Source organism: Pectobacterium jejuense (genome assembly GCF_026800125.1).
In the GTDB taxonomy this organism is placed as follows: Bacteria; Pseudomonadota; Gammaproteobacteria; order Enterobacterales; family Enterobacteriaceae; genus Pectobacterium; species Pectobacterium jejuense.
This window is the reverse complement of the sequence record NZ_JAPQKX010000005.1, coordinates 318,354-342,250: the sequence shown is the minus strand read 5'-3', so window position 1 is coordinate 342,250 and position 23,897 is coordinate 318,354. Positions and strand designations below refer to the sequence as shown.

Annotated in this window: 20 protein-coding genes and 1 riboswitch; of the genes, 10 read left to right on the top strand and 10 right to left on the bottom strand. The window is 50.1% G+C overall.

Annotated features, from left to right (window positions below; all coding sequences use genetic code 11):
* Positions 1-191: 191 nt before the first annotated feature.
* Entirely contained in the window at positions 192-1,586 is a 1,395-nt protein-coding gene (gene xseA, locus NXT09_RS11920) for an exodeoxyribonuclease VII large subunit (RefSeq protein ID WP_268579803.1), read from the bottom strand.
* A 171-nt stretch (positions 1,587-1,757) separates the two neighbouring features.
* Between xseA and guaB the strand changes: the two genes are divergently transcribed.
* The 3 genes from guaB to NXT09_RS11905 all read left to right on the top strand — a co-directional run bounded on the left by guaB (position 1,758) and on the right by NXT09_RS11905 (position 7,450).
* On the top strand, positions 1,758-3,224 hold the full coding sequence (gene guaB, locus NXT09_RS11915) for an IMP dehydrogenase (protein ID WP_014916197.1): 1,467 nt from the start codon (positions 1,758-1,760) through the stop codon (positions 3,222-3,224).
* Between the two features lie 118 nt (positions 3,225-3,342).
* Positions 3,343-4,920 carry a glutamine-hydrolyzing GMP synthase gene (guaA, locus tag NXT09_RS11910; RefSeq protein WP_240583516.1) on the top strand — a complete coding sequence of 526 codons (1,578 nt, stop codon included), beginning with the start codon at positions 3,343-3,345 and terminating at the stop codon, positions 4,918-4,920.
* Between the two features lie 331 nt (positions 4,921-5,251).
* On the top strand, positions 5,252-7,450 hold the full coding sequence (locus tag NXT09_RS11905) for a Z1 domain-containing protein (protein ID WP_268579802.1): 2,199 nt from the start codon (positions 5,252-5,254) through the stop codon (positions 7,448-7,450).
* A gap of 206 nt (positions 7,451-7,656) precedes the next feature.
* Here the strand turns inward: NXT09_RS11905 and NXT09_RS11900 are convergent, their stop codons facing one another.
* Positions 7,657-7,938 carry a type II toxin-antitoxin system RelE/ParE family toxin gene (locus NXT09_RS11900; protein WP_370690950.1) on the bottom strand — a complete coding sequence of 94 codons (282 nt, stop codon included), beginning with the start codon at positions 7,936-7,938 and terminating at the stop codon, positions 7,657-7,659.
* 372 nt (positions 7,939-8,310) lie between these two features.
* On the opposite strand from NXT09_RS11900, the gene NXT09_RS11895 reads away from it, so the two are divergent.
* Positions 8,311-8,526 carry a helix-turn-helix domain-containing protein gene (locus tag NXT09_RS11895; RefSeq protein WP_268579800.1) on the top strand — a complete coding sequence of 72 codons (216 nt, stop codon included), beginning with the start codon at positions 8,311-8,313 and terminating at the stop codon, positions 8,524-8,526.
* Between the two features lie 88 nt (positions 8,527-8,614).
* Here the strand turns inward: NXT09_RS11895 and NXT09_RS11890 are convergent, their stop codons facing one another.
* The 3 genes from NXT09_RS11890 to NXT09_RS11880 all read right to left on the bottom strand — a co-directional run bounded on the left by NXT09_RS11890 (position 8,615) and on the right by NXT09_RS11880 (position 11,741).
* Positions 8,615-8,932: a helix-turn-helix domain-containing protein gene (locus NXT09_RS11890; RefSeq protein WP_268579799.1), complete on the bottom strand. Its 318-nt coding sequence runs from the start codon at positions 8,930-8,932 to the stop codon at positions 8,615-8,617.
* A gap of 210 nt (positions 8,933-9,142) precedes the next feature.
* Complete coding sequence (locus NXT09_RS11885) at positions 9,143-10,609, bottom strand: SEL1-like repeat protein (protein WP_268579798.1); 1,467 nt, start codon at positions 10,607-10,609, stop codon at positions 9,143-9,145.
* A gap of 103 nt (positions 10,610-10,712) precedes the next feature.
* Positions 10,713-11,741, bottom strand: coding sequence for a GlxA family transcriptional regulator (locus NXT09_RS11880; protein ID WP_268579797.1), 1,029 nt, complete (start codon positions 11,739-11,741; stop codon positions 10,713-10,715).
* A gap of 164 nt (positions 11,742-11,905) precedes the next feature.
* On the opposite strand from NXT09_RS11880, the gene NXT09_RS11875 reads away from it, so the two are divergent.
* From NXT09_RS11875 to NXT09_RS11865, 3 genes are read left to right on the top strand one after another with little or no spacing between them, the layout of a single operon-like run.
* Positions 11,906-12,679, top strand: a complete 774-nt coding sequence (locus NXT09_RS11875) for an alpha/beta fold hydrolase (protein ID WP_268579796.1) — start codon at positions 11,906-11,908, stop codon at positions 12,677-12,679.
* A 34-nt stretch (positions 12,680-12,713) separates the two neighbouring features.
* Positions 12,714-13,337 carry an FMN-dependent NADH-azoreductase gene (locus NXT09_RS11870; RefSeq protein WP_268579795.1) on the top strand — a complete coding sequence of 208 codons (624 nt, stop codon included), beginning with the start codon at positions 12,714-12,716 and terminating at the stop codon, positions 13,335-13,337.
* Between the two features lie 39 nt (positions 13,338-13,376).
* Positions 13,377-13,685 (top strand): YciI family protein, encoded by a 309-nt coding sequence (locus tag NXT09_RS11865; RefSeq protein ID WP_268579794.1) that lies wholly within the window; start codon positions 13,377-13,379, stop codon positions 13,683-13,685.
* A 146-nt stretch (positions 13,686-13,831) separates the two neighbouring features.
* Here the strand turns inward: NXT09_RS11865 and NXT09_RS11860 are convergent, their stop codons facing one another.
* A complete protein-coding gene (locus tag NXT09_RS11860; RefSeq protein WP_268579793.1) occupies positions 13,832-15,877 on the bottom strand; it encodes a discoidin domain-containing protein in 2,046 nt (681 codons plus the stop codon).
* 200 nt (positions 15,878-16,077) lie between these two features.
* Positions 16,078-17,208 (bottom strand): linear amide C-N hydrolase, encoded by a 1,131-nt coding sequence (locus NXT09_RS11855; protein ID WP_268579792.1) that lies wholly within the window; start codon positions 17,206-17,208, stop codon positions 16,078-16,080.
* A gap of 408 nt (positions 17,209-17,616) precedes the next feature.
* Between NXT09_RS11855 and NXT09_RS11850 the strand changes: the two genes are divergently transcribed.
* On the top strand, positions 17,617-18,390 hold the full coding sequence (locus NXT09_RS11850; protein ID WP_268579791.1) for a DUF3750 domain-containing protein: 774 nt from the start codon (positions 17,617-17,619) through the stop codon (positions 18,388-18,390).
* Positions 18,391-18,406: 16 nt separating this feature from the next.
* Here NXT09_RS11850 and NXT09_RS11845 read toward each other — a convergent pair whose 3' ends face one another.
* Positions 18,407-19,378, bottom strand: a complete 972-nt coding sequence (locus tag NXT09_RS11845) for a LysR family transcriptional regulator (protein ID WP_268579790.1) — start codon at positions 19,376-19,378, stop codon at positions 18,407-18,409.
* Positions 19,379-19,538: 160 nt separating this feature from the next.
* Between NXT09_RS11845 and NXT09_RS11840 the strand changes: the two genes are divergently transcribed.
* Positions 19,539-20,306 carry a sulfite exporter TauE/SafE family protein gene (locus tag NXT09_RS11840; protein ID WP_240583505.1) on the top strand — a complete coding sequence of 256 codons (768 nt, stop codon included), beginning with the start codon at positions 19,539-19,541 and terminating at the stop codon, positions 20,304-20,306.
* Positions 20,307-20,519: 213 nt separating this feature from the next.
* Positions 20,520-21,338, top strand: a complete 819-nt coding sequence (locus tag NXT09_RS11835; RefSeq protein ID WP_268579789.1) for a hypothetical protein — start codon at positions 20,520-20,522, stop codon at positions 21,336-21,338.
* Positions 21,339-21,524: 186 nt separating this feature from the next.
* Here the strand turns inward: NXT09_RS11835 and NXT09_RS11830 are convergent, their stop codons facing one another.
* Together NXT09_RS11830 and ahr are read right to left on the bottom strand one after the other, a co-directional pair.
* Positions 21,525-22,448 (bottom strand): GGDEF domain-containing protein, encoded by a 924-nt coding sequence (locus NXT09_RS11830; protein ID WP_268579788.1) that lies wholly within the window; start codon positions 22,446-22,448, stop codon positions 21,525-21,527.
* 154 nt (positions 22,449-22,602) lie between these two features.
* Positions 22,603-23,622 carry an NADPH-dependent aldehyde reductase Ahr gene (gene ahr, locus NXT09_RS11825; protein WP_268579787.1) on the bottom strand — a complete coding sequence of 340 codons (1,020 nt, stop codon included), beginning with the start codon at positions 23,620-23,622 and terminating at the stop codon, positions 22,603-22,605.
* A gap of 160 nt (positions 23,623-23,782) precedes the next feature.
* Positions 23,783-23,879, top strand: a riboswitch (TPP riboswitch).
* Positions 23,880-23,897 lie beyond the last annotated feature (18 nt).

Below are 23,897 nucleotides of genomic sequence, written 5' to 3'. Positions count from 1 at the left end.
ACGATCAACAAAGCTCACTGTCTTTTTATCCTATCCGCGTCACCGCGCAGAGGCTGATAACCCGTGCGGTGAAAACGGTGAATATAAGTTAGTGAGCTGGGAATAAGTATAGTTCAGATGGCGGGGGTAAGAATGGGGGATCGCCGTTGTTTTAGGACAAATCCCCATTCACGCATTTTATGCCGATCGCGTTATTTTGGCGTCGGGGATGAGGGTTTTCGCCGCTTTTTCACAGAATTTTGATTCGGAGCCAGCGTCGTGACCTGACTTTCTACCCAGCCGTCCTGCAAGCGGGTTTTCAGCGTGTCGCCGGGGGAAATTTGCGCGACGTTTTTCAGCACTTTACCGTCCGAGGCGGTGGTAACGTTATAGCCACGCGCCAGCGTCGCCAGCGGGCTAACGCCTTCCAGTCGCGAACAGGCGATGCCTAGCTTTTGCTTGTTCTGATTCAACTGACGTTCTACTGCGCTTTGCATCTGATAGCTAAGCTGCTGCAAACGCTGCTGCGCACGATGAATGCGGGTTTGCGGCTGTTGTTGCATCAGGCGCTGTTGTAAGCGTTCACTTCGGCGCGAGGTCTGCCGGAGCTGCTGCTGCATGGCGTCATCCAACCGCTGACGCAGTTTAACCAGTTGTGCCTGCTGACGCGCCAGTCGCAACTGCGGATGTTGCTGCTGTAAACGGTGGTGCAGGCGGGTAAATTCCCGATTGCGCTGAGCAAGGTAATAATCCATCGCCATTTCCAGACGCTGACGCTGGGACTGTATCTGACGCAATAGCTCAAGTTGGTTACGACTCACTAACTCGGCAGCGGCGGACGGCGTGGGGGCGCGCAGGTCACCGACGAAATCGGCGATGGTGACATCGGTTTCATGGCCGACGGCGCTGACGATAGGAATGCGGCTGGCGAAAATCGCGCGGGCGACCCGTTCGTCATTAAAGCTCCAGAGATCTTCCAGCGAACCGCCGCCGCGCCCTACGATTAACACGTCACACTCATCCCGCTGGTTAGCCAGCTCAATAGCGCGAACAATCTGTAGCGGCGCTTCCGCACCTTGTACCGACGTGGGATACACGATCACCGGCAGCGACGGATCGCGGCGCTGTAACACCTGCAAGATATCGTGCAGGGCGGCACCGCTGGCTGACGTAATCACACCGACCTGTTTGGCGGGAGAGGGGAGCACTTGCTTAAACTGTTGGTCGAACAGCCCTTCGGCAGCGAGGCGCTGCTTGAGCTGCTCAAACTGCTGCTGTAGCAGGCCATCGCCAGCGGGCTGCATGCTTTCCGCCAGTAACTGATAGTCGCCGCGAGGTTCATATAGCGTGATAGTGGCACGAATCAGCACTTGCTGACCGTTTTGCGGGCGGAACGTCACTCTGCGGTTACTGGTGCGGAACATCGCACAGCGCACCTGCGCACGTTCGTCCTTCAACGTGAAATACCAGTGGCCGGATGATGGCTGAGAGAGGTTGGAGATTTCGCCGGAGAGCCAAATCTGGCCCATTTCCATTTCCAACAGTTGTCTAACCGTCTGATTCAGGCGGCTAACGGTAAAAATTGCAGAGGAGGGAAATTGAGACATTGTGAGACAGATCAAATTTTAAAACAGTCACTTAATTGATCGATACTACCTACCTGAAACAGGTAATCAAGCATTTTAGTAAAATAATGCTGGAGGCAACCGATTACGCTCTGTATAATGCCACGGCAATATTTTATCTATTCTTACATCCACCTTGGTGAGATATTGCCCATGCTACGTATCGCTAAAGAAGCACTGACGTTTGACGACGTCCTCCTGGTTCCCGCTCATTCTACTGTTCTGCCTAACACTGCCGATCTCTCCACGCAGTTGACGAAAAACATTCGCCTGAATATTCCTATGCTGTCCGCAGCGATGGATACCGTTACCGAATCCGGCCTGGCCATCGCGCTGGCGCAGGAAGGCGGTCTGGGCTTTATTCACAAAAATATGTCCATTGAGCGTCAGGCTGAAGAAGTTAGCCGCGTGAAAAAACACGAAAGCGGCGTTGTGGTTGATCCACAAACAGTGACGCCAGAAACGACGCTGCGTGAAATGAAAGAGCTGACCGAGCGCAACGGCTTCGCTGGCTACCCAGTTGTGGCGAAAGACAACGAACTGGTCGGTATCATCACCGGTCGTGACGTGCGTTTTGTTACCGATTTGGAAAAACCGGTTAGCGCGTTCATGACGCCAAAAGAGCGTCTGGTCACGGTCAAAGAAGGCGAAGCGCGTGATGTCGTGCTGCAAAAAATGCACGAAAAACGCGTTGAGAAAGCGCTAGTGATTGACGACCAATTCCACCTGATCGGCATGATCACGGTAAAAGATTTCCAGAAAGCAGAACGTAAACCGAACGCGTGTAAAGACGAGCACGGCCGTCTGCGCGTAGGTGCGGCAGTTGGCGCGGGTGCGGGCAACGAAGAGCGTGTTGATGCGCTGGTTGCTGCAGGCGTTGACGTCCTGCTGATCGACTCCTCACACGGTCATTCCGAAGGCGTATTGCAGCGCATTCGTGAAACACGTGCTAAATACCCGAACCTTGAAATCATCGGCGGCAACGTGGCAACGGGCGCAGGTGCAAAAGCGCTGGTTGAAGCGGGCGTTAGCGCCGTGAAAGTCGGTATCGGCCCTGGCTCTATCTGTACGACCCGTATCGTGACTGGCGTGGGCGTACCGCAGATTACGGCGATTTCCGATGCGGTTGAAGCGCTGGAAGGCACGGGTATTCCTGTCATCGCCGACGGCGGTATCCGCTTCTCCGGCGACATCGCTAAAGCCATCGCAGCAGGCGCGGCGTGCGTCATGGTCGGCTCCATGCTGGCGGGTACGGAAGAATCCCCAGGCGAAATCGAACTGTATCAGGGCCGTTCATTCAAATCTTATCGCGGCATGGGTTCACTGGGCGCGATGTCCAAAGGCTCATCAGACCGTTACTTCCAGACTGATAACGCTGCCGACAAACTGGTGCCGGAAGGTATCGAAGGTCGTGTAGCCTATAAAGGCCGCCTGAAAGAGATCGTTCACCAGCAGATGGGCGGCTTGCGCTCCTGCATGGGCCTGACCGGTTGCGCCACTATCGACGCACTGCGCACGCAGGCTGAGTTTGTACGCATCAGCGGCGCGGGCATTCAGGAAAGCCACGTTCACGACGTTACCATTACTAAAGAGTCACCGAACTACCGTATGGGTTCATAAGGTGATTTAACGCAATAAACCCTGTACTATTTCGCGCCGCTCTGCCTTTGCATAAGGCCGAGCGGTTAGCCGGGTTTACTTTTCGCTTTTGTCTTTTGCTTTTTGGAACATGCTCCTCATGACTCAAAACATTCATCAACACCGCATTCTTATTCTGGATTTCGGCTCGCAGTACACGCAGCTGGTTGCACGTCGCGTGCGTGAACTGGGCGTTTACTGTGAACTGTGGGCATGGGATGTCACGGAAGCACAGATTCGCGGGTTTAATCCGAACGGGATCATCCTGTCCGGCGGCCCGGAAAGCACCACCGAGTTTGGCAGCCCACGTGCGCCAGAATACGTTTTCAATGCTGGCGTACCAGTATTAGGCGTGTGCTATGGCATGCAGACGATGGCGATGCAGCTGGGTGGCCACGTTGAAGGTTCCAACGAGCGTGAGTTTGGTTATGCGCAGGTAGAAGTGAAAACGGATAGCGCGCTGGTGCGTGATATTCAGGATGCGTTGAGCGCCGCTGGCGCACCGCTGCTGGATGTCTGGATGAGCCACGGCGACAAAGTGACGGCCATCCCTGAAGGGTTTGAGACCGTTGCCAGCACCGATACCTGTCCGTTTGCCATTATGGCGAACGAAGAGAAGCGTTTTTACGGCGTGCAGTTCCACCCGGAAGTGACGCACACCCGTCAGGGCCAGCGTATGCTGGAGCGTTTTGTTCTTGATATCTGCCAGTGTGAAGCACTGTGGACGCCAGCCAAGATCATCGACGATGCGGTGAACCGTATTCGTGAGCAGGTAGGCAACGATCACGTGATTCTGGGTCTGTCTGGTGGCGTGGATTCTTCTGTTACCGCGATGCTGCTGCACCGCGCGATTGGCGATCGTCTGACCTGCGTGTTTGTTGATAACGGCCTGCTGCGCCTGAACGAAGCCGATCAGGTGCTGGAAATGTTCGGCGATCATTTCGGTCTGAACATTGTTCACGTGGCAGCGGAAGATCGCTTCCTGAGCGAGCTGGCGGGTGAAGATGAGCCGGAAGCCAAGCGTAAAATCATCGGTCGCGTGTTTGTTGAAGTGTTCGATGAAGAAGCCAGCAAGCAAGCTGACGTGAAATGGCTGGCGCAAGGTACCATCTACCCAGACGTGATCGAATCAGCGGCTTCTGCGACCGGCAAAGCGCACGTGATCAAGTCACACCACAATGTGGGGGGCCTGCCGAAAGAGATGAAGCTGGGTCTGGTTGAGCCGCTGAAAGAGCTGTTCAAAGACGAAGTGCGTAAGATCGGTCTGGAACTGGGTCTGCCGTACAACATGCTGTACCGCCATCCGTTCCCGGGCCCAGGTCTGGGCGTGCGCGTGCTGGGTGAAGTGAAGAAAGAGTACTGTGACCTGCTGCGTCGTGCGGATGCGATCTTCATCGAAGAGCTGCACAAAGCCGACTTGTACAACAAGGTCAGCCAGGCATTCACCGTCTTCCTGCCGGTTCGTTCCGTGGGCGTGATGGGCGATGGCCGTAAATACGATTGGGTTGTCGCGCTGCGCGCGGTAGAAACCATCGACTTTATGACCGCGCACTGGGCACACCTGCCATACGATTTCCTAGGTCGCGTCTCCAACCGCATCATCAACGAAGTCGACGGCATCTCCCGCGTCGTTTATGACGTGTCGGGTAAACCACCTGCGACGATCGAGTGGGAATAACCATTTTCTTGGTATGGTCATGACTAGTAGATAGGATAAAATATCTAAGCCCGCATTAAAGCGGGCTTTTTTTCGAGCGTAACATTAGGATATCGATATCCAGAATATTCCAATTTGTTATGAGAGCAGGAAGAAAATTGAGGATGTTTGGACTTTTTGGAATAACGATATAATTTACTTATCCTGGGGAACCTGAAGTATGAGTAATTACCGGAAATCATTCAGCAAATAGCTGTTTATCCTCTTTGAATTATGAAAAGATAATTAAGGTAAGAGTGTTCGTTTAACTTTAGTCACATGCCTCTACTAAGAAAAAACTTAAGGAAGAGAAATGATTACCCCCCTTGAAATCCATGGTTCATTCTATAAGACGTTTAAGGAAGCAAACCCGACTTTTGGGCCAGGTACTTTCAGTTGCGCAGAAAAAACGGTTTCAGATCTTTTAACTACTTCGACGACATCTGACCGCCCTGGTATGTTGCTTGGTAAAGTTCAAAGTGGAAAAACTCGTACCTTCATCAGTGTGCTGGCCTTAGCGTTTGACAACGGTTTTGACATCGCTATTGTTCTCAGTAAAAATTCCAAAGCACTTATCCAGCAGACCTATAAGCGGCTACGTAAAGATTTCGAGATGTTTGTTGATGACAAAGAGCTTGAAATCTACGACATAATGAGCTCCCCGAAATCATTCACTAAGTTCGAGTTAGATTCTAAGCTGATCTTTGTTGCTAAAAAGCAGGATGACAACCTAGGGCGTCTGCTCCAACTATTTCAAGAGCATCCAGAGATGGCTGCAAAGAGAGTCCTCATCGTGGATGATGAGGCAGATAGTGCATCTATAGGGTACTCAAAAAGAGGTGATGTTCGTAATGCAAATAAGATTGCAGTGCGTATCAGCGAACTTCGTTCTCACATTTCCAGCGTTTCTTTCCTCCAGGTTACTGCGACACCATATTCGCTTTATCTCCAACCAACTGAAGTGGAGGTTAGTAATGTGCTTGAGTTCAAGCCTATGCGACCAGCCTTCACTACTTTAGTGCCAGTCCCGGCAGAGTACGTTGGGGGGGATACCTATTTCGGCGAGTTGTCCTGTAGCACGGAGGATACGCTGGAAAGTCTCATCCATTACCGAGTGGACCACCGCGAATTTGATCGGTTAAAAAAAACCGATAGGCGAGCTTTCAAATTGGAAACTGCTTTAACAGCTACGCAAATTAAAGGGTACCGTACAGCACTGATCACGTTTATCGTTGGTGGTTGCATTCAACGGATCAATGGTATTAACGCAAGTAAGAATTCAAAAAAACTGCGTTATTCTTTCCTTCTGCACTCAGAAGCTGCTAAGAATGCCCATGATTGGCAAGAGCAGTTGACCTATGAGCTTGTACAGCAACTGGCACAAGCAGCTAAGAGCGATAACACGCTGTTTCAGAAATTGATAACATCCTCATACGATGATTTGTCTCGTTCGTTGATACTAGACGGCAAATCTATCCCTAGCTTTGATAGAGTATCTGCCTCAGTTGTTGAAGCTCTTAACGAAGGGCACATCACCATCACTAAGGTCAATTCGGAAGAGAATGTCGCAGATATGCTCGATGATACAGGACAGCTCAAATTGCGTAGCCCACTTAATATTTTTTTGGGTGGGCAGGTACTTGATCGTGGAGTAACTCTGGCCAATCTGATTGGTTTCTATTACGGGCGCCGTCCTAATAAATTCCAGCAAGATACCGTTCTGCAGCACTCGCGTATGTATGGATACCGTCGTGATGATTTGGCCGTTACACGTTTCTATACTTCTCCGTCTATCCGTGCAGCGATGAAGCAAATGGAAGAATTCGATTCTTCACTGCGTGCTGCTATTGAGGCTGGTGGCGATAAAGCAGTACAGTTTATTCGCAAGGCAAAAGATGGCACCATTGTGCCATGTAGCCCTAATAAAATTTTGGTTTCGACCACCCAAACGTTACGCCCGTACAAACGAATGCTCCCTATTGGCTTTCAAACGGGTTATCGCACAGGGGCTAATGGTATTACTAAGGTTATTGAGCAGATCGATGAAGAAGTGGAAAAGCTCGTCGGTTTTGATTCGTCTAAGCCTAAACTTATCCCAATTGATATTGCTCTGAAGCTGTTATGCCAGATAGAACCTACGCTATTGTTTGAGGACGAGGATGATACATATCTTTTTGAGTGGGAAGCTGTACGCGCCGCGCTTTCCCACCTAAGTGCTCAGCACCCTGATAAGAGTCAACGCGGTAAGATCTGGTTATGGGCAGCTAAAGGGCGTAATTCAGCACGTCTGGCTGGTATCGCGTCGCATGCAAAGTACATTGAAACTCCAGATTCGGAGAAAACAGAAGGTAAGCTTGCAAAAGCCTATGCTATCGACAATCCGATTCTGTTTCTACTCCGTCAGGATGGGAAGGCTGACAAAGGTTGGCGAGATGCGCCGTTCTATTGGCCTGTGATTCGTGCTCAGGCCAACACTCCTACGGCCATCTTTGCTACCGATATGATTGACTAGTTTGCGCCATTCGCAATGATAAATGCGCAATAGTCAAAACTGTAGAGCCTATATCTGGAGGGGGGGACCCCTCCTAAGTATCCTCTAGCGCTGTCTGGAGGTATATTTCTGTGTACTCAGGATTTTCCCGTAGTTCCGCAACCATTGCATCATCGTGGCTAATGGCTTTTTCGAATGTAGTGGATTGGGTGATGATTGCCATGATGTTACCTCTTTTGATAATCTCGCCAGTATTGCGCCGCTTTATCTAACTCTTTGCTTTGGCTTGATTTATCGCCACCAGTGAAGAGCAAAATCATCTTATCGCCTTCTATCGCGTAATACACTCGATAGCCTGGACCATAATCAACTCTGAGCTCCCAAACACCGTCTCTTTCAAATTTATGGTCGCCGAAATTTCCCTTTTCTGCACGGTCTATTCGGATATCTACTTTTGAAGCAGCGTGAGAATATTTCTCCATCGGCGTAAAAAATTGCGCTGAGGCGATCGTGGCTGTCGGATGAGCCGCATGGATGCGGCGAAAGCCAGTGACGCGTCGGGAACGCGTCACTGGCGATCTGAGTAGCGGTCACGAACGCCGAAGGTATCACGTAGCGATTCAATTAGCGCCAAAAAGCCAGTGGTCAATGCGCTGCGGCGATTGAATGCGCCTTGTCGGGCGTGTGATGAAATGACAGAGAAATATGGTGTTTAGCACGCACGAAACTTTTGTATCTATCCACATAATAGATAGCCAGAATCATAACGCTCGTCTAACGCCTTAAAGATGTGACTCATCGTCCGTGGTCTTACTCATCACAAAACGCGATCCTACCCACACGGAAATCAAAAAGGGCTTTTGATAGGTGGAGGGAATGGAATGAATCACACTGACTGGCATCCGGCGGATATCATCGCGGGATTACGGAAGAAAGGGACGACGCTGGCGGCGGTTTCCAGAGCGGCGGGGCTGGCGTCATCCACGCTGGCGAATGCGCTCACCAGACATTGGCCGAAAGGCGAACGGCTGATTGCCGAAGCGATGGGGAAAAGGCCGGAAGAGATTTTGCCGTCGCGTTATTCAGGCGTGAAATGAGGGCAGGGAGTAGGGGAAATAAGCGAGAAAGCGCCATTCATCGATGGCGCTTTTTCATGTAAGTCGTAAGTCCTATCGTGCAATGAAATCATTCAAACACGACTTTAACGCTACCCGGTGTGCGGCGCGGCTTCCCTACAACGATCTGTATATCGCGTCCCAGCTTCGTAAGGCATTCCAGCATTTTGGTTTCGCTGATTCCCCTGAACTGACCACGTAATAAGTTGGATAGTTTTGGTTGGGGCATGCCCAATAGCTTCGCTGCTTCTGCCTGTGTGAGACGGCGGCTTTTGATGATTGAGCTAATCAGGGTGGCAAGCTGCGCTTTGACCAACATATCTTCAGCATGCAAGTTGCCAAGGTCGGCGTATACATTACCGCTGCTGACTTCAATATTCTGGCTCATGTTATGCTCTTTTTGCATGGTTCTCTGCGGTTTTAAGGCGTTCACGAATGGTGTTCATATCGGGTTTTGGTGTTGCAATTCCAGATGACAGAGTCATGCAGAGAGCATCGTGAGAACTAACAGTAGCCACGTCGGCGAATGCGCTGAAAGGTTAAATAGCCCAAATCTCTGGGCTATCAGTATGGATAATCACGCAGTCACACGCGAGTGTTAACGCTCCTGTTGCCTCAATATTCCTGCCTTAAGGACATCCATCTCCTCGCCGTTAATCGTGGCGGTCGCGGAGGTGACCTGAAATTTCAGATCGCTGAACTGGCAAAAACCGGATTGGTGCATCGGTATGAGTGCAGACTTCCGGGACACGATGTATTGCTCTCCAATCGTTTCGGCATCGAGGCTATTGGCCCCAAACACAGGGAAAGCGAGCGTCTGTTCGGTGGATGCACCCTCGCTGTTTCTGAGTTGCAGCGTGGCGCGAAAATTAGCGACTTCGCCTAATTTATTCGTATTGATAGAGAAATTAAGCTCGCATTGATACGGGGTGTCCTTTCCGCCGAGGAAGATTGATTCATGCTTTAACGTTAAGATCGGTAATTCACTGCGCGTTGCCTTTCTCTCTTGTTTATCCTTCTCACACTGACGAAAATAATTATTGTCTGGTGTTCTGGCCGTTTCTTCGTAATATTTTTTGGCTTGATGGCAATCTGCCTCAACATACTGCCCGTTGTAATACATCTGGGATAAATAGTTGCCAGCATTACGAACGTTATTTTTATAAGTCCGTTCGAACAGTGAATAGGCTTTTTGGTAATTGGTTCTGACTCGTAAGCCAGTGTAATACATCTTCCCCAGATTCATCTGCGCAGTGTTATCGCCCTGGCTGGCTGCACGTTCATACCATTTAAGCGCTTCATCTCCGTCAATGTTAACGCCCCATCTTCCTTCTTCGTATGCCAGACCGAGTATATTCTGGGCATCCCGTTGACCGCCCTCTGCCGCGACACGGAACCATTTCAGGGCTTCGATATTTTCATTTTCAATATCGCCATAGCCAAAGTTATAGAGATGGCCGACAAGGAAATTCATTTCTGGATCGCCATCCTTTGCCCAGGCTATGGCTAGCCGCAGAATATCCTGCTGGCTAAAACCGATACGGCTGAAGAAGCGCTGAGTTTCATCGTCGCTGCTGCTTAAGTATCTTTTTACTGCCTGAATCAAGCGGGGGCGATCCGATATATCGCGTTCCGCAGCGGCTTTAGCGTTATAAATAGAGCGGGTGATTGTGTTTATGACCTCAGCACCCATTTTGAGATCGGTTCGATTCATTTTTTCTGCGAACTGTTTGGCGCGTGCTTTATCCTGCGCCACACCTTTGCCGTATTGATAAAAATACCAGACGTTGTAGCAGCCAAAATTGCCGTCTATTTCACAGGCCTGCTGATAATACTGGAGTGCTTGCGTGGTGTTTTGCGGGACGGTGATGCCGTATTCATAGATGAACCCCAGCGTGCTCAATGCCTGCGGGTCGTTGTCTTTCGCTAATGTCGTCAACGCGGTTAATGCAGTAGCATCCTGCTGCATGAGGCGTTCGTAGAGTGTATCAACCTTGTCATTTGCCTGACTGATGGATGCCGCCGACAGGCCGATCAGCGTGGCAATAACGGTTTTCCTTATCATCAATTTTATGTCCTTAATGCATTCCCTGAATGAATAGCAATGTGTAGCAAAGGTCGATCAAGGCGGGGGGTTAGCGTAAGTCGTGTTTTTCAGAGCTATCGCCTTAATCGCCGTTCTCATTATCCAACGCGCTCGGTTTATTATTCCTCAACAGCGCCCATTTTCTGAACTGGGTCGGCGTCATCTCCATCTGCTGGGAAAAGGCACGTCTGAACGCGGTATCTTCACTGTAACCGCATTCGGCGGCGACTTGCTTGATATTGGTCACTGGGTTTTCAAGCAGCAGGCAGGCCATTTCGATCCTGACGCGGGTAATAAAGTTTTTCGGGCTTTCCGCCGTGAGTTCTTTGAGCTTGCGGTGCAGCGTCCGGTCGCTGAAATTCAGGGCGCTCGCTAATTCTTCTGCGGTGATTGACGGGTTCTCGTAGCGGATGAGCTGTTCGGCGTGCAGCAGCAGGGGATGTACGGTGTTAATGAATCCCTGTGGAGCGTAAATACGTTGAGAGAGAGGTTGGCTATCCGCTACGGCGATATCTGCCGCCAATTTTGCGATCTTAGACCCGCCACTGCGGCGGATAATATGCAGAGCAAGCTCGACCCAGGACAGCGGCCCGCCGGTGGTAATGATGCCATCTTGCTCTTCCAGCGCTTTGCCCCACACCGGTTTTGCCTTCGGGTATTTCTGCTTAAACGTGTGGTAGAGCCACCATGTCGTGGTGCAAAACCGGCCATCCAGCAGCCCGGCTTCGGCCAGAATAAAACCCCCCGCACAGGCACCGCCTATTAGCGAGCCCTGTCGATATTGCTCCCTGAGCCACAGCGCGGATTCATTAACGGATGACATCGACATCGGTAATTTATCGGGCCCGAGCATCATTCCGGTCGCCAGCACGACATCCGATTTGCCCACCGCGTCAAATGAGCTGTCTACGTGAATCAGTCTGCCCTGAGCATCACGCACAGGTTTGCCGTCCGCACTGACAATCGACGTTTCAAAAGACAGCGGTGAGGCTGGGGAAGATGCGCTGTCAGGCTGTGTAATCAGCGTTTGGTTCACCATCCAGAAGATATCGGAAAGCCCAGAAATAGCTGACTGCATACTGCCCGGTAGCGCCAGAATGGAGATGTGCATAGTGATTTTCCTGCCAAACAGAATTTGGCGAATTTTGCATGAACTATGTCAAGTCTGCCATCTTACCGCAAGCATCAACCACGATTAGAATTCAACCATTCGCTACCCCTGATGAAACGCATCGGGGAAACCGGCAGCCGAATCACTCTTTCAGAGGAAAGCATATGACGCATCACCGCATTAAATGGTTCGTCCACCTGGCTATCGCGTTAGGGCTGGTGCTGTCTACCGGCGTTCACAATGTTGCGGAGGCGGCAAAAATTAACAATATCGTTTTAGTCCACGGCGCCTTTGCCGATGGCTCCAGCTGGTCTGCCGTCACTGCACGACTACAGGAAATGGGATATCACGTAACCGCGGTGCAAAACCCGCTGACTTCTTTAGCGGATGACGTTGAAGCGACGGATCGCGTACTGCAAAGGCAACAGGGCGATGTGCTGCTGGTCGGGCACTCATGGGGCGGGGTCGTCGTGACGCAGGCAGGCAATGATCCCAAGGTTCGCGGCATTGTCTATTTGTCGGCGCTGGTGCCAGACAGCGGAGAGTCTGTCTCTGATTTATTGCAGCGCCTGAAAGCGCCGATGGAAGGTATGACACCCGATTCTAATGGCCTGATTTGGCTGGATAACCCTGAACAGTACCGTGAGGTGATGGCGGGTGATGTCCCCCTGAAGAAAGCACAGGCGCTGGCTGCGGTGCAACAGCCGATTGCCGCAAAAGCCTTTGGCGATCGCGTTCAGCAGGCAGCGTGGAAAAATAAACCAACCTGGTATCTGTTGACGGAGAAGGACAAGGCATTACATCCATCGATTCAGAAAGCCATCGCGAGCCATATCGGTGCAAAGACGCGAGCTATTGCGTCCAGCCATATGTCTCTGGTGTCACACCCGGAAGCTGTCGCGGATTTTATTGATAGCGCGGCTAAAGCAGTTAAATAAGTGGGCGTTAAAACTCAATGTAGGAGAAGTTATTGTGAATATTTTACATATAGACTCCAGTATTCTTGAGAATGGTTCCGTTTCCCGACAGCTTTCTGCTGACGTTGTGGAGCAGTTAGTTAAACAGCATCCGCAGGCCATCGTCTCTTATCGGGACGTGGTTAAAGATGAAATCCGCCACTTAACCGCGCCGATTGCCGCTGGTTTCCGCCAGCAAATAGTGTCCTCTTCAGCGGACGAGGCAACGCTGCGGGAACACCAGTTATCTGAAACGCTGGTGGCGGAATTTCTGGAGAGCGATGTGATTGTCATTGGCGCGCCGATGTATAACTTTTCCGTCTCGAGCCAATTGAAATCGTGGCTGGATCGGCTGGCGCAGGCCGGCAAGACGTTTAAATATACGGAAAAAGGCCCGGTGGGGATGGCCGGTGGCAGAACGGTGATTATGGTTTCTTCCCGTGGTGGTTTCTATACCACGCCGCCTTTTTTAGATATGGATTTTCAGGAACGCTATCTTCAGGGCTTTTTCCGGTTTCTTGGTATTACCGATATTCATTTCGTCCGCGCGGAAGGAGCTTCAAAAGGGGATGAAATCAAGAATCGTGAAATCCAAAATGCGAAGGCCTCTATCCATTCTGTGATTACATCCATAGTTTAAAAAATATATAGCCGATCAATAATCATTGAGGTAGCAATCATGCTCTATGCCATTACGCTGTATTACACCAGCCCGAAAGATGAACTTGAAAAGAGTATTGATGCACACAAAAAATGGCTGGCTGATAATATTAAAAAGGGAAATGTTATTTTTGCCGGCCCGCTGGAAGATGGAACGGGTGGGTTTATTTTAGCCTACGGATTAGATAGCTCTGACATGGAAGACATTCTTGCCGACGATCCGTTTGTTAATCTGGGATTAGTCAAAACAGAGGTAAAGGCAATCGAGCCTGGAATCTGTTCGAGCCATTTCTATAGCGAATGGGCAGGGCATGCGAAGGCGTTGTAATGTAGTGCTAGAGTTATAATGGCAATCTGGCTATTTTAACCTTGCACTAAAATACAATGGATATAATGGAGGTTATTCGACATTATTCGAATGTAAATCCAACAAAAAAGCCGCTGAAACAGCGGCTTAAAAATATAACTTAATGATTATGGGTGTTGATAAGCGAGCTTGTAATTCCCGGCAGTCACTGTGCGGAATGTGATGCTATTGCTATTCCAACGAATTTCTACTTCCGCTGGCGTTTGCAATTTCCAGGATGAAGCGTTATCGGCATTTAATGCCAGTTTATCGATAGAAGAAACATCGACAGCTGGATCGGTGACATCCAATCCAAAGGCAAATGCGATACGGTCCGGTACATTATTTGTTGAGGCAAAGAGTTGTCCCCACTGTGCCGCTGTTACTGCATTTAAAGCGGCTGGCGTCATGCCACTCTGAATTAATGCGGTTGCACCCGCTGTATCGGCAGAGAGCGAGCCAATAGATAGCCATGCTGCACCATCCCATGTGAACCAATCGTTCAGATCGCGTGAGACCGCGACGCGAACTTTGCCTGCATTAGTTTGTACCGCCGTTAATGCTGCAGAATTAATTTTCTCCCATGCGTTGGCATACATCAGTTCTTTGGGTAACACGATTTGTGGGAAAGGAATATATGTCGTTTTTACCTTCAGTTTTTCATTTGAAACGATTTTGACCGGCGCGGTCAGCCCTGTCCCAGATGTCGGGAATTTATCCAGGTTGAAAACACCATACTGCTCAATTTTTTCTTTGGTTAATTCACCTGGGATTTCTGATAATACACCGTTGGTTACCCCGTAATATTTACTGTTTGAGCGAATCACAAACCGACCAATGGGGGAAAATAAATTTAGCTCTGCCAGCGTAGTAAATGGCTGGTTTCCATTTTTGGCTGTGATCAGCAACCGATAGCTTTTATAGGTGACGGTTGTGCCAAGTTTATAACTTCTTTTACTTCCGGGATTATTGTCTGCGCTGTCTGTAACCTCGTGTAGGGTATCCCATGTTCCGCCGTTATCATTGCTTCCCTGAAATTTCCAGGATTTAGGGTTGCCTAATTCATTTCTTGAGCGGTTAACCATCTGATAGCTGAGAACCGATTTTCCTTCTGGAAGGTCGATCCGCAACCAGTGTGGATTCGCGACAGACGGGAGCCACTGATTATCGGTACTCCAGCAGTCTGGCCATTCTCCGACATTGTCTTTTCCATCGAAAGCGACATAAGGGTGAAAGGCTGCGGTAGAGACCGCAAAATTGGAAGCGCTTGCGACATAACCGGTAGGCGCTGTGTCCGATGTCATGACCGGAATAATAGACGTGCTAGTCTCTGGGACGATCGAAAGAAATTCCCCATCAGCTTGTATTTCAGCGCTGTGGAAACCGCCATCTTGTTGTAACTCGTACGTATCACCAGTAAAGGGGGTCAAAGAACCGTTAAATTTTACCGCGCTCGTACTGTTATAGTTAAGTTTGCTGGCGCTATCGAAGTCATCTACCAGATAGGTTTGATTGCTTGTGCCTTTTTCTTCTTTCAGTGCATATGCGTCATACGCGTAGGATGTCTGAGAGCTAATGTTGAATAAATGATTTTCACCTGCTGCTGCGCCAGCTTTATTAACAACGGTATACCCCCCGTTACCTGAACCGTTGCTGGCCGTCGCGCTAATTACCGTTTTGCCATTAGAGGCATTGTGGCTTAACGTTACGCCACTTCCCGCTTCAAGCGAGTCAGCAATCAGCTGTTTGGTTTTCTGCGTATAGTCCGTGATATCTGATGTTGTATGGGTATGCACTGCAGCCGCTGCACCCATTTGAGCGGGAGTCGGTGAAAAATCTCCGCTGCCGAGCAAAGATTGCCCAAAAAGCGTCCGAATATTCGTGCCAGAAATTAATGCAGATTGCTTTGCATTCCATACGGACTTTTCATCAGGTGTGACAAACTTTCTTGTTGCCGTCTCTGTGATCTGATCTGCTGTGTAATCGCCAGGTTGTGCCGTTACGACACCCGTACGCCCGAATACAGAGGATACGCCAGAGATGTTTGGATTCTCTTCGCACTGGCTGTTTGTATTGCAACACGTGTGGTGATCAACATTGATTGGTGGATGAACGGTGCAGTTTGATTTTCCTGTACTGTCACACACGTTAATTTCGATATTGAAATTTTTCATAAATTTTATTACCCCGTTAGTTGATTTTCGTGAAAATTATCCTTTATTCAACGGAAGGGATATTTTAAAGCGGTTTACTAAATAGTTTATTGGAGCGATCAACCTGTGAACGTTTGATTGCATAACGCAAAAGCGCCATAGAATCATGGCGCTTTAACGTTATTGTGGAGTAAACAGGATGTCGGGAAAAGTTTCCTGATTTATAGCCCAGCGAATTTAAACGGCGTAGCGGGTTTAAAGTGCCCGGAAGCTTGCCCAGAATAAATGGTGCTTTGGTTTGGTCCTAAATCTAACTTGCTGGCGTTATTTCCACGCGGTGCAAAGTCAATTTTTTTCAAGTCGACCCAAAAAATATTAGGCGATACGGCAGATTCAAAAAAGTATTGTAGCGATTTATGGTCGACAACGGTGCGCCAGCGCGTTGAGGCGATATTTGGCATGTTCGGTAAGGAATAACCATAAGGGACCGAAACATTACGTATGATACTGAATGCGGTGGCTAAGTCCGCCTTATCTTTTTCTATTTTACTTTTCTCTGCTACCCCTGGAATGAGTTTATTGGGGGCAACATTTTTCACATAGAACGAGGCGCGGACAAAGCGATCGGCGGCGCGGTTCGTCCCCGGCAGCATCACATTGCCACCTATCTGATCCCAATAGGCATTCAGCGTCAACTGCTGATCGAACGTCGGAGAGTTGGTCATCACCTGATAGTCCTTATTATGGTGAATGACCTGTTTGCCGTCGATATATTCAATAATTGCGCTGTCACCGGATGAATCGGATAAGGAGAGGTGAAGCGTTGCCTTTCTATCCTGATGCGGTAATTCTTTTGTGACCAGTATAAATTTTTCCTCTTTCAGCGCCTTTACGGCTTCATCGACGGTAGCAAAATTATCCAGCACATATTGTGCCCACGCAGCGACGCTCAAGCCCGGTTTTTGTGCCGTTGGTGCGGTTTTAGGATATTCAGATTCCGCCAGCCAGAGTACGTTAGCCGCCAACCCTTTTTCATTCACACCATCGGTTGTGGAGGCCATATTTGCGTTACTGTCGAAAGCAGAGGCAATGACACTGCCGTATTTTGACGTCCACTCCAGAGAATGCTGGCCTGCGGCACCAGAACGCTTTAATTCTCGTGGGAAAATCCAGAGGTTGGTCTCGGTATCATCGGCCCAGTCCATTGAACGGGCGGTAATGGGGTAATCAGGGTTCTGTAGGTCTTTATAAACGAACCGCGTACAGGCGAGTGAAACCGCTGATCCTAGCGTTAATGCTGCTAATGACAGTGCGCATACCGTAGACTTAAGACGCTTATTATTTCTTATCATTTAATTTCTCCACGTTTATTCTCAGAGGGATAGTTCACTAATATTACCGCTGATTATAGTCAGTGATTTATTTATGGGGTGTGGTGGCTATAAAAATAAATATAACGATGCATGCTGATTAGTTTATTTATTATTATTCAATGGGAATGTATTTTTTGATGGTTTGTTTATTTTAGGTTTATTTTCAACCGAGCCATGCATTAAAACGAGCATTGCATAAAACGCATTGAGACGGTTGTTGTCGTACCCACATAACGTAAAAATAGGTCAATATTTCACCCAATGCTTTAACCTGACCGCCAACTGGCAGTACACTGGTGGCGTGATTTTTTGACCGATTTTCACTGCGGGCTCTCGTCTGCAGGCGTATCGATTCCGTTCCCTCTTTTTCAGTGAGCTATCTGGCCTATGACGTACCTCAAATTCTTGGGGATTGGGTTTATTTGTGTGCTGTTGTTGTCTTTTTGGCAAAGCTGGGCGCAGTCAACGCGTAACGGCGAAACGTTTAATGGGCAAAGCTGGTGGTCGGCCAAACGCGATTCTTCCGGCTTAGCGCCGAACCCTGTGCAATTTCGCCAGACTGCTATCGTGCAGGTTTATGCTGCGCCGACTTACGGCTGGCGCGGGCTGGTAGCAGTACATCCGTGGATCATTTTCAAGAACGCGGGGGAAACGCAATATCGCCGCTATGAAGTCGTGAGCTGGGGGAGCGATAACGTCGTCCGTCTTAACCGTTCGGTGGCAGATGCGTATTGGTATGGCGCGAAACCGAAGCTGTTGGTGGAACACCGTGGCGATAAGGTGGAAGCCATGATCCCGCAGATTGAAGCCGCGATTAAAAGCTATCCGTGGCCGAATACCTACCACGCCTGGCCGGGGCCGAACAGCAATACGTTTCTCGCACACATTGGCCGCGAAGTGCCCGCGCTCAAGCTGGATATGCCCGCGAATGCCATTGGCAAAGATTACCGCCCGATCACGCGACCGGTTGGACTGTCGCCATCGGGAAGCGGCGTGCAGATTTCGCTGCTAGGCGTGCTGGGTATCACGATGGGTCTGGAAGAGGGGATAGAGGCCAACATTCTGGGGCTGAATATGGGCGTGGATATGAACCCGCCAGCGCTGCGTTTACCCTTTGTTGGCCGCCTCGGCTATGAAAAAACGGGCAGTGAAGAGGGCTGAGGGTAGCGCTTCACCTTTACGCGCTGCATTGCCGCAGGTGTGTCAGCAGATTGGCGACTTCGGGTTGCAATGTCGCGCCGGATTTCACGCCCAGCCAGAGCTGGCGTGAAGCCCACTCATCGGTGAGGCTGATGGCGCGTAACCCGGTACCGAGCACTCCCGGACGGATCGCGCCCTCCGGTAAGACGCTGATCCCTAGCCCCGCTTCGATCATGCGACAAATACCGTCAAAACTGCTGACCTGCACCCGCAGACGCAGCACTCTCCCCAGCTCATCCGAAGCGTCTTTCAGCTGTTTCAGCAACGAACTGCCGTTATTGAGGCCGACGTAGTCGTAACCCAGTGTCTCGTTAAAGCTGACTTCTGGCCGCGCGGAAAGTGGGTGCTGGGGCGGAACGAGTACGACCAGTTTGTCCTGACGATAAGGAATCTTCTCGACCCCCTGCGAGCCGACATTGTCAGCGAAGATGCCGATATCCGCTTCTCCCATCGCCAGCGCCGTTACTACGGTCTTACTGAGCTTTTCCTCCAGGTTAATACGAATGAGCGGTCGGGCCAGAAGGAATGACGCCAGATCCTGTGGAAGAAACTGAATAATTGCTGAGGTGTTCGCCCACATGTGTACGTGTCCGCGCACGCCAACGGCGTAGTCATTCATCTCACTCGCCATACGCTCCACGTTGCTCAACACATTGCGCGCGTGATTCACCAACTCCTTGCCTGCCGGGGTTAACGTCAGGCCGCGCGGCATTCGGATGAATAACGCGCAGTCCACGGTACGCTCCAGTTCGGCGATACGCTTGCTCAGGGCAGAAAGCGTGATGTGGAACTTTTCTGCCGCTTTGGTCAGGCTGCCTGTCTGGGCGACCTGCAAAAAGATGCGGAGCGACTGGAGGTCAAAGTGTGTCGGGTTAATCATGGTGTATCGAGCGTCCTCAGCAGAGCAGAAAAGCAGGCCAATTACCGGCGTATTGATACCGCGCAGCATGCGGGCACATTTCTTATGTCACGCTGTAATGTAGCATAGCGGATGGTTTTCCTGACAGGAAAGGGTTATTGAGTATTCAGGGATTATCAAAACGCGGCTCTGCGCCTAGGATGGCGTTGTCCTCTCTCTATTTTTGCCCGATGGGTTATCTGGTTGCGTTATGTTCAGTCTAATGATGTTAAGCGATATGTTGCTGTGTTTGTTTTTGGGAGTAGGGCTGGGGGTTTGTGGCGGTATGCTGGGGATTGGCGGCGGATTGATCGCCATTCCGGTGTTGGGAATACTCTTTGGGATGGATCAGCATCTGGCGCAGGGAACGGCGTTGGTGATGATCACGCCCAATGTGCTGATCGGTTTTTTGCGTTATCGCCAGCGTAATCGCATCGATACGCGGATTGCGCTGACCATGTGTGTGTTTGCGTCGGTGTCCGCTTATTTTGCTGCACACATTGCCTCATCGATTGATGTTCATCATCTCCAAAATGCCTTTGCCATCTTCCTGCTGGTGCTGGCGGCGTACTACATGTTTCAGTGGTACAACAAACAGCGTAATCATTCCTCGGACATTGTGTTATCGACCAAATACCTGCCGCTGCTCGGCGTGGCGAGCGGGTTTATGTCAGGCATTTTTACCGTCGGGGGTGGGCTGGTCGTCGTGCCCGTGCTGGTCACGCTGTTTGCCTTTGCTCAAACGCAGGCGCAGGGGATGGCACTGATACTCGTGGTGCCGGGCGCACTGGCGGCGCTGCTTTCCTACTCGCAGGCGGGGAACGTTGACTGGAGCATCGGCCTGCCGCTGGCGCTGGGCGGGATCTTCAGCGTGTCGTGGGGTGTCGCTCTGGCGCACAAGATGCCAGTTGCTTACCTGCGCGGCGCGTTTTGTCTGGTACTCGTCGGCGTGGGAATCACCATGCTGGCGGTGAAATAATGCGGTGAGAACGGTGGTTAGCGCTGTTACTCATACTTATTTCTTTAAATAGACAGGTATTCAGCTTAAAGTTTTCAGCGCTTTCTCCGTTGATAGGTAGGAAGTGATGCGGTTAGCGTGAACGACTTCTCTGCGTCCTGACCGCTGCTGGAACGGCCCGAATGAAGCTGGGCTGCGTCCTCTCTGAAGCACAATCTGAATAAGGCGTGATGTATGAGTCTCGTGAGCTATCTAGGAAAGCAAACTCTCGGTGTACTGGCGGGTTATAAGCAGGATGGCGTGGTCATCCATATTTGTGGCGTCTATCCCAATGCGGATAACAGCCTGCGCGTTTTTTTCCCACACGGGCATGAGTTTGCCGTTGGCGATCTGGCAACTATCCACCTTGATAACCGCTCTGGGGTTGATGAATTTGATGCCAATATTCAGGTCTATCGTACTTCTTACAAAGGGCGCGTCATCGTCAGTGACGGAGATTGGGTCGTGCTGGAACCGCGAGAGTGCCAGCTTTTGCACGGTTTCACGCCTGTGCTGGATATTCGCGAACCGGGCTATCAGTTTCCGCAAGATAATCGTCCGTCAAAACCGGTGCCTCTGACGCCGATGGTCGATTTCCCACAGACGGAAAAGCAGGATTTCTCCAATAAGGTCGGTGTACTCATTACGATGGCCGCCGAACAGCCGCATACCACGGTGCTGGCGTTTCTGTCGTCTGTGGATAACGATATCTTCCTGATTACGTTCCCCGAAACTTTTAAATCTCAGTTGCTCAAACGTAATCCACACTGCTTTTTTGCGATGGATGAGCGCAGCCACTATACCTTCGAGCGGGCGATTGAATGGAACTACACCATTATTGAAGGGGAAGCGTTTATTATTGCGCGCGACAATCCACTTTATGAAAAAGTGCGCCATGAATTCGTCACCAAGAACCCGTGGGAAATTGCCTTCTTCACGCGCCCTGACGTCGAGGTTTACCATATTAAAAGCAAACAACTCGTGTGCCCCGGCAATACCCAAGCGATTAGCTAAAATATAAAAAATATATACCCTAAATAATTCGAGTTTCAGGAAGGCGGCAAGGTAAGGAATCCCGATGAGCTTACTCAAGTAAGTGATTCGGGTGAGTGACCGCAGCCAACGCACATGCAACTTGAAGTATAACGGGTATAAACGGGATAGCGCAGTGCTATCCCATTTTATATAAAGTGCATCGGGCTACTGCATTTTTTCTTTCGGTTCCAGCGCCCATTCAACCTTGCCTTTACCCGTGCTCTTGGCTTGATACAGCGCGACATCCACGCGTTTCATAAAGTGTTCGGTGGGTTCCTGAGGCTGTTTTTGGCCGGCACCAATACTGACGGAAAGGTGATGCCTGTTTTTAATAATGATTTTGTTCGCGTTTTTTAATACTTCTCTTGCCAGCGCCTCTGCCCGATCCGGTGTTCCGGAATACAGAATAATCGCGAACTCTTCGCCCCCGATTCGGGTCGCCACCACCTCACTGTTATCGAAGCGGGAAAGGATATGGCCGAATTTACTTAATACTTCGTCGCCTTTTATGTGTCCATATTTATCATTGATGACTTTGAAATTATCAATATCGATAATAAATAAATAGGGTGATTTCGCTTCGAGCTTTTTTAATTCATTAATAAAAAATCGGCGATTAGGTAGCTGGGTGAGTTCATCGCTGAATGACTGTATTTTGGCTTCGATATACTTATCGTTGATTTTATAGATCAGGTTATACACGCCAAACCCGACGCCAAACATCCCAATAATTCTCAATAAATCCTCAACGTAATATCCAATGAATTTAGTCTGATAAACAAATTCATCCATAAAGTCAAACGTGGCGGAGCATATCCAGATGTGTAGCCCGAGGCGAATGGATAAAGCCGAAGTATGGTTAAGTGATATTTTACTGGTACACGATAGGATAAAAAAAAGAAAAACCAGTGCGATCGCATCGGTATAAGATCCAGGATTGTTGTGCAACTGATCCTGAAAATCTCGATGCTCTAAAAACAGGACATTAAATATAACGATCAGCGCTGACGATAACAGGGCGAGCCTTATGGAATAAGACGCCTTTTTATTTTTATCAATGAAATCATAATCATATTGTTTGAAAGGCATCACTCACCTCCTCTTGTATCACCTTTTAATCCTATCATGAAACAGATTGAATAGATTCAGTATTATGCTAACCGGTGGGGTACTCCAGAGAATGACATAGGGCAGGCTGATGCTGCAAAAAGCAGACGCCTGATGGCTCAGGCGTCTTTACCGATTAGAAATCGGCTTTCAGTACCACGCGGTAGCGAGCTTTGCCGTCACGTACGTGCTGGATGGCTTCGTTGATTTTCGACATCGGGAACAGTTCCGTCTGCGGTTTCACGTTGGCGCGCGCGGCGAGCTTCATCAGGGAACGCAGTTCATGCGGTGAACCGGTAGAAGAACCGGAAACACTGCGGTCGCCCGCGATAAGGGTGAAGGCTGGAACGCTGAATGGCTTCATCACCGCGCCGACGGTATGGAACTTCCCGTTATAAGCGAGCGCGTTGAAATAGGGCTGCCATTCCAGATCGACGCTCACGGTGTTGATGATGAGATCGAACTGGCCTGCCAGTGCGGTCAGCGCCTGCGGATCGCGGCTATTAACGACCTTATCGGCACCCATCGCCAGCACTTCTTGCTCTTTGGCTGGGTTCGAGCTGAACGCCGTGACTTCACAGCCCATCGCGTGCAGGAGCTTAATAGCGATATGACCCAGGCCACCGATACCGATCACGCCGACGCGGCTGGTCGCGGTGACATGGTGCATTAACAGCGGTTTGAACACGGTGATGCCGCCGCACAGCAACGGACCCGCTGATTCGATATCAATAGAGTCAGGAAGCGGAATAGCCCACTGCCAGTTCGCACGGATTTTATCGGCAAAACCGCCTTTATTCAGGATCGTCGGCACGCTGCCTTGCTGACAGTTGGTTTGGCTGCCGCTGATACAGGCATCGCAGTGCCCACAGCTGCGTGCTGTCCAGCCAATGCCGACACGCTGACCAACCTTCAATCCTTTGCTTTTCGCTGCGTCACCCAGTGCGTGTACACGGCCAATGATTTCATGCCCGGCAACCAGCGGATAGCTCGACATGCCCCATTCGTTATCGATCATCGACAGGTCGGAATGGCACACGCCACAGTAATCAACCGTGACTTCTACGTCTTCCGCTTGCAGTTCACCCGCATCAAACTCATACAACTCCAGCGCTGCGCCTGCTTCCGGTGCGGCATAACTCTTTATCATCGTCATCACAATTTCCTCAGTATGGGTTTGATTAACCAGTCTAAAGGGTTATGGCATTTTTCTCTATGTCACAACGTGCCTGTGGTTTTTCATTTTGTGTCGGGTGGGGAGAGCTGTGGGCGACCGCTTGCTTTACGTTACCCACTTACTTATGCTGCAAAGCGTAGTACATGACTCGGGGTGCCCTTCTTTGTGAAGGCTGAGAAATACCCGTACCACCTGATCTGGATAATGCCAGCGTAGGGAAGTCACGGTATGCCCCACCGGTTGCCGCCTTCTTC

What these genes read in the sequence shown, in the direction of transcription:
- xseA (WP_268579803.1), bottom strand. Translation starts at nt 1,586, where the DNA reads ATGTCTCAATTTCCCTCCTCTGCAATTTTTACCGTTAGCCGCCTGAAT.
- guaB (WP_014916197.1), top strand. Translation starts at nt 1,758, where the DNA reads ATGCTACGTATCGCTAAAGAAGCACTGACGTTTGACGACGTCCTCCTG.
- guaA (WP_240583516.1), top strand. Translation starts at nt 3,343, where the DNA reads ATGACTCAAAACATTCATCAACACCGCATTCTTATTCTGGATTTCGGC.
- NXT09_RS11905 (WP_268579802.1), top strand. Translation starts at nt 5,252, where the DNA reads ATGATTACCCCCCTTGAAATCCATGGTTCATTCTATAAGACGTTTAAG.
- NXT09_RS11895 (WP_268579800.1), top strand. Translation starts at nt 8,311, where the DNA reads ATGAATCACACTGACTGGCATCCGGCGGATATCATCGCGGGATTACGG.
- NXT09_RS11890 (WP_268579799.1), bottom strand. Translation starts at nt 8,932, where the DNA reads ATGAGCCAGAATATTGAAGTCAGCAGCGGTAATGTATACGCCGACCTT.
- NXT09_RS11885 (WP_268579798.1), bottom strand. Translation starts at nt 10,609, where the DNA reads ATGATAAGGAAAACCGTTATTGCCACGCTGATCGGCCTGTCGGCGGCA.
- NXT09_RS11880 (WP_268579797.1), bottom strand. Translation starts at nt 11,741, where the DNA reads ATGCACATCTCCATTCTGGCGCTACCGGGCAGTATGCAGTCAGCTATT.
- NXT09_RS11875 (WP_268579796.1), top strand. Translation starts at nt 11,906, where the DNA reads ATGACGCATCACCGCATTAAATGGTTCGTCCACCTGGCTATCGCGTTA.
- NXT09_RS11865 (WP_268579794.1), top strand. Translation starts at nt 13,377, where the DNA reads ATGCTCTATGCCATTACGCTGTATTACACCAGCCCGAAAGATGAACTT.
- NXT09_RS11860 (WP_268579793.1), bottom strand. Translation starts at nt 15,877, where the DNA reads ATGAAAAATTTCAATATCGAAATTAACGTGTGTGACAGTACAGGAAAA.
- NXT09_RS11855 (WP_268579792.1), bottom strand. Translation starts at nt 17,208, where the DNA reads ATGATAAGAAATAATAAGCGTCTTAAGTCTACGGTATGCGCACTGTCA.
- NXT09_RS11850 (WP_268579791.1), top strand. Translation starts at nt 17,617, where the DNA reads ATGACGTACCTCAAATTCTTGGGGATTGGGTTTATTTGTGTGCTGTTG.
- NXT09_RS11845 (WP_268579790.1), bottom strand. Translation starts at nt 19,378, where the DNA reads ATGCTGCGCGGTATCAATACGCCGGTAATTGGCCTGCTTTTCTGCTCT.
- NXT09_RS11840 (WP_240583505.1), top strand. Translation starts at nt 19,539, where the DNA reads ATGTTCAGTCTAATGATGTTAAGCGATATGTTGCTGTGTTTGTTTTTG.
- NXT09_RS11835 (WP_268579789.1), top strand. Translation starts at nt 20,520, where the DNA reads ATGAGTCTCGTGAGCTATCTAGGAAAGCAAACTCTCGGTGTACTGGCG.
- NXT09_RS11830 (WP_268579788.1), bottom strand. Translation starts at nt 22,448, where the DNA reads ATGCCTTTCAAACAATATGATTATGATTTCATTGATAAAAATAAAAAG.
- ahr (WP_268579787.1), bottom strand. Translation starts at nt 23,622, where the DNA reads ATGACGATGATAAAGAGTTATGCCGCACCGGAAGCAGGCGCAGCGCTG.